The 6,715-nt window shown below is 71.6% G+C and carries 6 protein-coding genes and 1 pseudogene; all 7 read right to left on the bottom strand.

Going from position 1 to position 6,715, the window contains the following annotated elements:
• The coding region (locus ACFQ36_RS19615; protein ID WP_377016693.1) for an MFS transporter at positions 1-627 on the bottom strand (627 nt) is incomplete at its 3' end.
• Positions 628-734: 107 nt separating this feature from the next.
• The gene (locus tag ACFQ36_RS19620) at positions 735-1,028 is read right to left on the bottom strand and encodes a DUF3039 domain-containing protein (protein ID WP_377016695.1); all 294 of its coding nucleotides are present in this window, start codon (positions 1,026-1,028) and stop codon (positions 735-737) included.
• Positions 1,029-1,139: 111 nt separating this feature from the next.
• Positions 1,140-2,711, bottom strand: a complete 1,572-nt coding sequence (locus tag ACFQ36_RS19625; protein WP_377016697.1) for a transporter — start codon at positions 2,709-2,711, stop codon at positions 1,140-1,142.
• Positions 2,693-3,517, bottom strand: coding sequence for an ABC transporter ATP-binding protein (locus tag ACFQ36_RS19630; protein ID WP_377016699.1), 825 nt, complete (start codon positions 3,515-3,517; stop codon positions 2,693-2,695). The genes ACFQ36_RS19625 and ACFQ36_RS19630 overlap by 19 nt, the downstream gene beginning before the upstream one ends.
• 48 nt (positions 3,518-3,565) lie before the next feature.
• Complete coding sequence (locus ACFQ36_RS19635) at positions 3,566-4,678, bottom strand: NADH:flavin oxidoreductase/NADH oxidase (RefSeq protein WP_377016701.1); 1,113 nt, start codon at positions 4,676-4,678, stop codon at positions 3,566-3,568.
• 14 nt (positions 4,679-4,692) lie between these two features.
• Positions 4,693-5,652, bottom strand: coding sequence for a tetratricopeptide repeat protein (locus ACFQ36_RS19640; RefSeq protein WP_377016703.1), 960 nt, complete (start codon positions 5,650-5,652; stop codon positions 4,693-4,695).
• 75 nt (positions 5,653-5,727) lie between these two features.
• Positions 5,728-6,715 (bottom strand): annotated as a pseudogene (locus tag ACFQ36_RS19645) (hypothetical protein); the annotation flags it as partial.

Genomic DNA, 6,715 nt, shown 5'->3' on the forward strand with positions numbered 1-6,715 from the left:
GTCCGCCGCCGGGGCCGGCTTCGGCCCCGGCGGCGTGCCCAGCCGCCGGATCTTCGGCCAGACGGCCAGCACGAAGGCCAGCACCAGCGGCGCCACCCCGTAGAACACCAACCGCCAGGACAGGTACTGGGTCAGCAGCCCCGCCGCCAGCGGGCCGACCAGCGAGGGCACGACCCAGGCCGCCGACATCCAGCCGAAGATCACCGGCTGCAGCCTCTGCGGGTACGCCTGCCCGATGATCACGTAGACGGCCACGATCATGAACCCGCCCCCGAGGCCGGCCACGGCGCGGCCCGCGGTGAAGATCCAGAACTCGCCGGCCAGTCCCGAAAGCACCAGGCCGGCCACCGTCAGGCCCAGCCCGGTCCCGACCGCCGGCCGGGGCCCGCGCAGGTCGCACCACAGGCCGCCCAGGACCGACCCGAGCAGCGAGGCGGTCAGGAACATGGAGAAGGCCAGCCCGTAGCTGGACTGGCCGTCCAGTTCCCGCGCCACCACCGGCATGGCGGTGGCCACCGCCATCGCCTCGAACGCGGAGAAGGTGATAATGGCCAGCAGCCCGATGGTCAGTGGCCGGTAGGTGGCCGCCATCGCCCCGGATGCTGCGGAGGCGGATGGCGCGGTCATCAGGAAATCGGGCTAACTTTCTTGTGGCCGGGCAGCGTCCGGCAGGCATGCCCGGAATCCGGGATGCTGCCGGCCCGGGACGTCAGGACAGCGGGACGGGCCGCCGGTCATTCCTCGTTGCCCGGGCGCAGTCCTTCGTAGATCTGCTTGCATTCGGGGCAGACCGGGAACTTGTTCGGGTCCCGTCCGGGCACCCATACCTTGCCGCAGAGCGCGATCACCGGTTCGCCCGAGAGGGCGGACTCCATGATCTTTTCCTTGCGCACATAGTGCGCAAAGCGTTCGCGGTCCCCCGGTTCCAGTTCCTCGCGCAGTTCCTCGCGCTCGATGGTGGCTGTCGATCCGCCCGGCTCGGACGGCCTGCGGGGGTCGTTTTCGAAGGGGTCTGGAGGCAAACTCATGTCATCCATCGTAACCCCCGGCCGGAGGACGACGGCGGGGGCCGCCTTCCCGGGCGCGCCTGCCGCGGCGGTGTCCTTCCGCCGTCCGGGCCCGCCGGCGGCAGGGCGCGCCTATTTGTTCAGGGACACCGCCTGCAGCAGTTCCGGCCCGCGCCGGTCGTACCAGACTCCGCCGAGCCGGATGCCGGCCACCAGCAGGGCCGAGCCCAGGACCAGACCCGCAGCCAGTGCCAGCCAGCCCCAGAGCGGCCGGCCGGTGAGGACCAGCGCCAGCGCCAGCAGGCCCTCGGGCAGCACCAGCAGCAGCAGGGCGACCATGCCCAGGCCCTGGACCACCATCATCCGCACCGCCGAACCCGGCGGGGTCTTGAACGGGCTCTCCCCCGGCAGCGGGACGTTGTAGGTATAGCGGGCGGAAACCACGCTGGACAGGCCCAGGCCGCTCAGCAGCGTGCCCAGGGACAACCCCAGCACGGCCGGCAGCAGCTGCCACTGGCCCATCAGCGCAACCGGGAGGACGGTGGCCAGCACCGTGAGCGGGACGGCAAACACGGCGCAGGCGGCCGCACGCCCCGCCCGGTCCGCCAGCCCGGAGACGCCGGCGGCCAGGTGCATGGCAAAGGCGGTGTTGTCGTAGGAGACGTCGGCGGAGATGGAAAAGGCCAGCAGGAAGGCCACGAGCGGCCCCATCCAGAGCATCGCGGTCAGGTCGCCGGCCTGGCTGAGGCCAAAGAACATTGCCACCGGGATCAGCGGGACCGCGATCAGCGAGGCCCCGTAGCGCGGATCCTTCAGCCAGTACGTCAGCGCCCGGGCCGCCACGGCTCCGGCCGGGGTGGCCGGAAAGCGGGCGAACAGCCCCAGGTTCCCGGCACTGCGGCTGGCCACGCCGTGGTGCACCGGGGTGACCAGCGCCCGGGCCAGGCTCAGCTTCCACAGCCAGGCCAGCACAGCCAGGGCCAGCATGCTGATGGCCAGCTTGGCTGCGGCGGCACCCCAGGCCCCGACGGCCAGGTCCCCCGGCACCGCCCAGATGCTGCCCAGCGGGGTCCAGGACAGGGTATCGGCCAGCACCGGCAGGAAATCCTGCGAACTGCGCAGCCCCTCCGTGACGCCGATGGTGATCGGTCCCAGCAGGACCAGCGGCACAATGGCGAGGACGCCGGCGGCGTCCCTGAACCGGCGCGAGCTGGCCAGCGCGGTGGTCGCCGAGGTGGTCAGCCGCGAGAGGACGACGGCGGTGAGCACCGCCAGCACGGCGCACGGCACCGCGGCGAGCATGGCCGCCGGGTGCTGCCACCAGGCGGCAGCCTGGCCCAGCGCCGCCAGCAGTGTGATGATGCCGGGAATGCCGAGCACGCCGCCGACGGCCAGCCCCGCCAGCAGCTGCGGCATGGGGACTGCGAAGGTCACGAACCGTGCCGGGTCCAGCGTCATGTCCACGCCCAGGGCCACCAGCGGAATCAAGGCCCAGCCGAGGAAGGCGGCGGCTCCGCCGAGGATGACCGCCGTGCGGGCGGTGGCCGGGTCCGTGTAGCTGAGGAAGAACAGCCCCGTGATCAGCAGGGCCAGCAGGCCCAGCGCGTACAGCCCGCCGAGGACCACCCCGACCAGCTGCCAGGGGCTGCGCCGGAAGCCGTTGCGCAGCAGCGTCAGCTTGAGCCTTACGAGGTGCGCAACCATTCGAGCCCCTCCGCCTGGTTGCGTCCGCCCACCAGTTCCACGAACCTGTCCTCGAGGTTGGCCCCGCCGCGGACCTCGTCCACGGTGCCTGCCGCCAGCACGTTGCCCCGGGCGATGACCGCCACGTGGTCGCACATCCGCTGCACCAGGTCCATGACGTGGCTGGAGACGATCACGGTTCCGCCGGATTCGACGTAGCTGTGCAGGATGTCGCGGATATTGGCCGCCGAGACCGGGTCCACCGACTCGAACGGTTCGTCCAGGACCAGCAGCCGGGGTGCATGGATCAGCGCCGAAGCCAGGGCAATCTTCTTGGTCATGCCCGCGGAGTAGTCCACCACCAGGGTGCCGGCGTCCCTGGCCAGATCCAGGGCCCGGAGCAGATCCGCCACGCGCGCGGCCACCGTTTGCCGGTCCATGCCGCGCAACAGCCCCGCGTAGGTGACCAGCTGCTCCCCGGTGAGCCGGTCGAACAGGCGCACCCCGTCCGGGAGGATGCCCATCAGGCGCTTGGCCTGCAGCGGATGCGCCCAGACGTCCACCCCGTGCACCCTGACCTGTCCGTAGTCCGGGCGCAGCAGGCCGGTGGCCATGGACAAGGTGGTGGTCTTGCCGGCTCCGTTCGGGCCCACCAGGCCGTAGAACGAGCCGGCGGGGACGTCCAGGCTGATGCCGTTGACGGCGACCTTGCCGCCGAAGGCCTTGGCCAGGCCGCGGATGGACAGGGCCGGTTCCCCGGCCGCTGCGGGCCGGGCCGGGGACTGCACGGCCGGATCCGGCAGGTTCTCAGGTGCGGGCGAAGTCATAGGGCCACGGTAGCAACGCGGGCCCGCACCGAAGGTCATCCGAAGGGATTAAAAATCCTCTTCCACGGCGGCACGCTCATACTGCGGCGGCCAGGGCACGCGGGCCTTGAGGGCGACGCCGGCGCGCAGCCACCAGTGCGGGTCCCGCAGGGCCGCGCGGGCGATCAGCACCGCGTCCGCGGAGCCTTCGGCAATGATGCGCTGGGCGTGCCCGGGACGGGAGATGAGCCCGACGGCGCCCACGGGCACCCCCGAGCGCCGGCGGATTTCCGCGGCGAAGGGAACCTGGTACCCCGGGGACAGCGGGATTTTCACCCCTGCCACCGCTCCCCCGCTGGAAACGTCGATGAAGTCCGCTCCGGCCTCCCGCGCCTGCACGGCCAGGGCGGCCAGCTCCGGCGGCTCCAGGCCGCCGGGTGCCCAGTCCGAAGCGGAGACCCGCAGCAGCAGGGGCATGGAATCGGGCAGGACCGACCGGACCGCTGCAACCACGTCCAGCACCAGCCGCGAGCGCTTCTGTTCGCTGCCGCCCCACCCGTCCGTCCGGGTGTTCACCAGCGGGCTGAGGAACTGGTGCAGCAGGTAGCCGTGCGCGGCATGGATTTCCACCGTGTCGAAACCGGCTTCTACCGCCCGCACGGCCGCGTCGCGGAAGTCCCTGACCACCGCCAGGATGCCGGCCTCGTCCAGGGCCTTGGGTGCAGCGTACCCGTCGAAGGGCTCCGGCGTCGGGGCCACGGTCTGCCAGCCGCCGTCGGCAACGGCGACGCTGCCTTTTCTTCCGGGTCCTGCCGCGAACGGCCAGTAGGTGGACGCCTTGCGCCCGGCGTGGGCGAGCTGGATGCCGATCTTCGCCTGCGCGGACCCGTGCTCATGGACGAAGCGGACGATCCGCTGCCAGGCCTCCGCCTGCCCGTCTGTCCACAGTCCGGTGTCCCGCGGACTGATCCGCCCCTCGGCGCTGACCGCCGTCGCCTCGGTCAGGATCAGCGCGGCACCGCCGGCGGCAAACTGGCCCAGGTGCATCAGGTGCCAGTCGTTCGGCATCCCGGCGGTGTCCTGCGGCCGGACCGAGTACTGGCACATCGGCGCCACCCATCCGCGGTGGGCCAGCCGCAGCCCGCGCAGGTCCAGCGGATCGAAGAGCCCGGGGCCCGCCACGTCTCCGCCCGGTCCTAGAACAGGGCCCGGGCCAGGGCCTGGCGCGCCTTGGCGACCCGGGGATCCGAGGCACCGACGACGTCGAAGAGCTCGACCAGGCGTGCCCGCACGGCTTCGCGCTCGTCCCCGGCGGCACGGGCGACGAACCGGACCAGCCGGGCAAAGGCGTCCTCCACATGGCCGCCGGCCACGTCCAGGTCGGCCACCGCGAGCTGGGCCTGGAGGTCTTCCGGGCGTTCGGCGGCCGCGGCCCGGATGGCATTGGCATCGGCGGATTCCAGCCGCTGCATCAGCTCCACCTGGGCCAGGCCGGCCTTGGCGTCATTGTCGCCGGGCTGTTCGGCCAGGGCCTTCCGGTAGGCCGCCGCGGCGGCCGCGTAGTCTCCGGCCTCGATCGCGTCGAAAGCTTCCTGGTGCAGCGGCGGCAGCGGCGGTTCCTCGGCCGCCGCCTCGGCCTCGGCCCCGCCGGCGCGCCCGGTGACTCCGTTGGCGTGGGCCACCTTGAGCAGTTCGTTGACGAAGGAGCGCAGCTCGTCCTCGCGGGCCAGTCCCTGGAAGAGCGGGATGGGCTGGCCCTTCAGCAACGCGACGGCCGCCGGCACGCTCTGCAGCTGGAAGGCTTGGGCGATGCCGGGGCTGGCATCCACGTCGACCCGCGCCAGCACAAAGCGGCCGGCGAATTCGCGGGCTACCTTCTCCATCACGGGCGCCAGCTGGGCAGCAAGGTCGCTCCAGGCCGCGGTGAGCTCCACGATGACGGGCACCTGGGCCGAAAGCTGGATCAGCGAAGGGAAGCTCTCCTGGTTGGCCTCCACGATATATGCCGCGGCAGCGCCGGCATCTGCACCGGCGCCTGCCGTGCCGCGGGCTTCCGGGGCCTGCGTCCGGGGCCGCTTGAGCGCGGACAAATCCACGGCTCCGCGCAGGCTGGCTGCATGTGGCACAGGGCCCTGTCCTGGGGTAGGAGTGGTCATGGCAACACCCTAATACGAGCAGGCGGACCTGCGGCCACGGTTACCTCGGTTTCTGCGGCCGTGTTGCCGGCCAAACTACTTCAGCCTGGCTGCCACCAGCTCCTGGGCCACGCCGACCAGGGAGACCTTGTCCTTGGAACCGGCGGGGGGCACCTGCACGAACACCGCCTCGGCGTAGGTGACGTCCACGCCTTCGGTGGTCGAGTCCGCTCCGGCCAGGGCGGCGAAGTCGGGCGAGAGCTCCACCCTGGCGCCGGTCTTGGACGGCACGCTGCGCATCAGGTTCCGCAGGTAGCCGAAGACCACCGCGCCGCCGTCGGCCGTGCGCAGCGTGCGCACGGACTTCTCGTCCAGTGACCGGCTGAAGGTGATCTTCGCGTTCTTGTTCGAGGCCTGCTGGTCCTTCTGGAAGGCGTGGATCTGGTCCGCGAAGGTGTTCTTCGCTACGGTTTTGGCGTTCCCGCCGTTCGTCAGGTAGCCGGAGAGCAACTCCAGCGCCTGGTTCGGCGAGTAGGCCAGGCCGTCCTTGTCCGTGGCCGCGACGGCGGCGGTGCCGCCTTCGTCGGTGGAGACCTGCGGGAACTTGGTGCCCGGCAGCATCTGCATGGCGCCGATCATCTTGTAGTTCTCCCGGGCGGTAGCCTGCGAAAGCACGATGACCTGCGGGACCGGGTTCTTCTTGCCCTTGGTCACGGCGACCGCCGTCCTGGGCCATTCGGGAGTGGAGCTGATCATCGAGGTAAGGACGGGACCGGCAGACACCGGGACCGGGGCCGCCACCTCGCCCTTGCCGGCGCGGACGCGGTAATTGGCCGACCGCATCGTCAGCGCCGCACCGCTGACACGGTCCCTGAGCTTCTTGGCATCCTTCGCCGAGTCGCCGGCGGCCACGGCCGCTCCCACCGACTCCATGATGCGCGTCAACTGGCCCGGAAGCAGGACCGGGTGCGCAGCGGACTGGCGGGCTTCCCCGCCGGGGGCTGCGGCGGGCACCGCAGCCTGCGCCGGCAGGATGGAGCCGGCAGCCAGCGCCAGTGCTGCCAGCGCCCCTGCCGCAAACCGG

This window comes from Arthrobacter sp. GCM10027362 (assembly GCF_042679445.1).
In the GTDB taxonomy this organism is placed as follows: Bacteria; Actinomycetota; Actinomycetes; order Actinomycetales; family Micrococcaceae; genus Crystallibacter.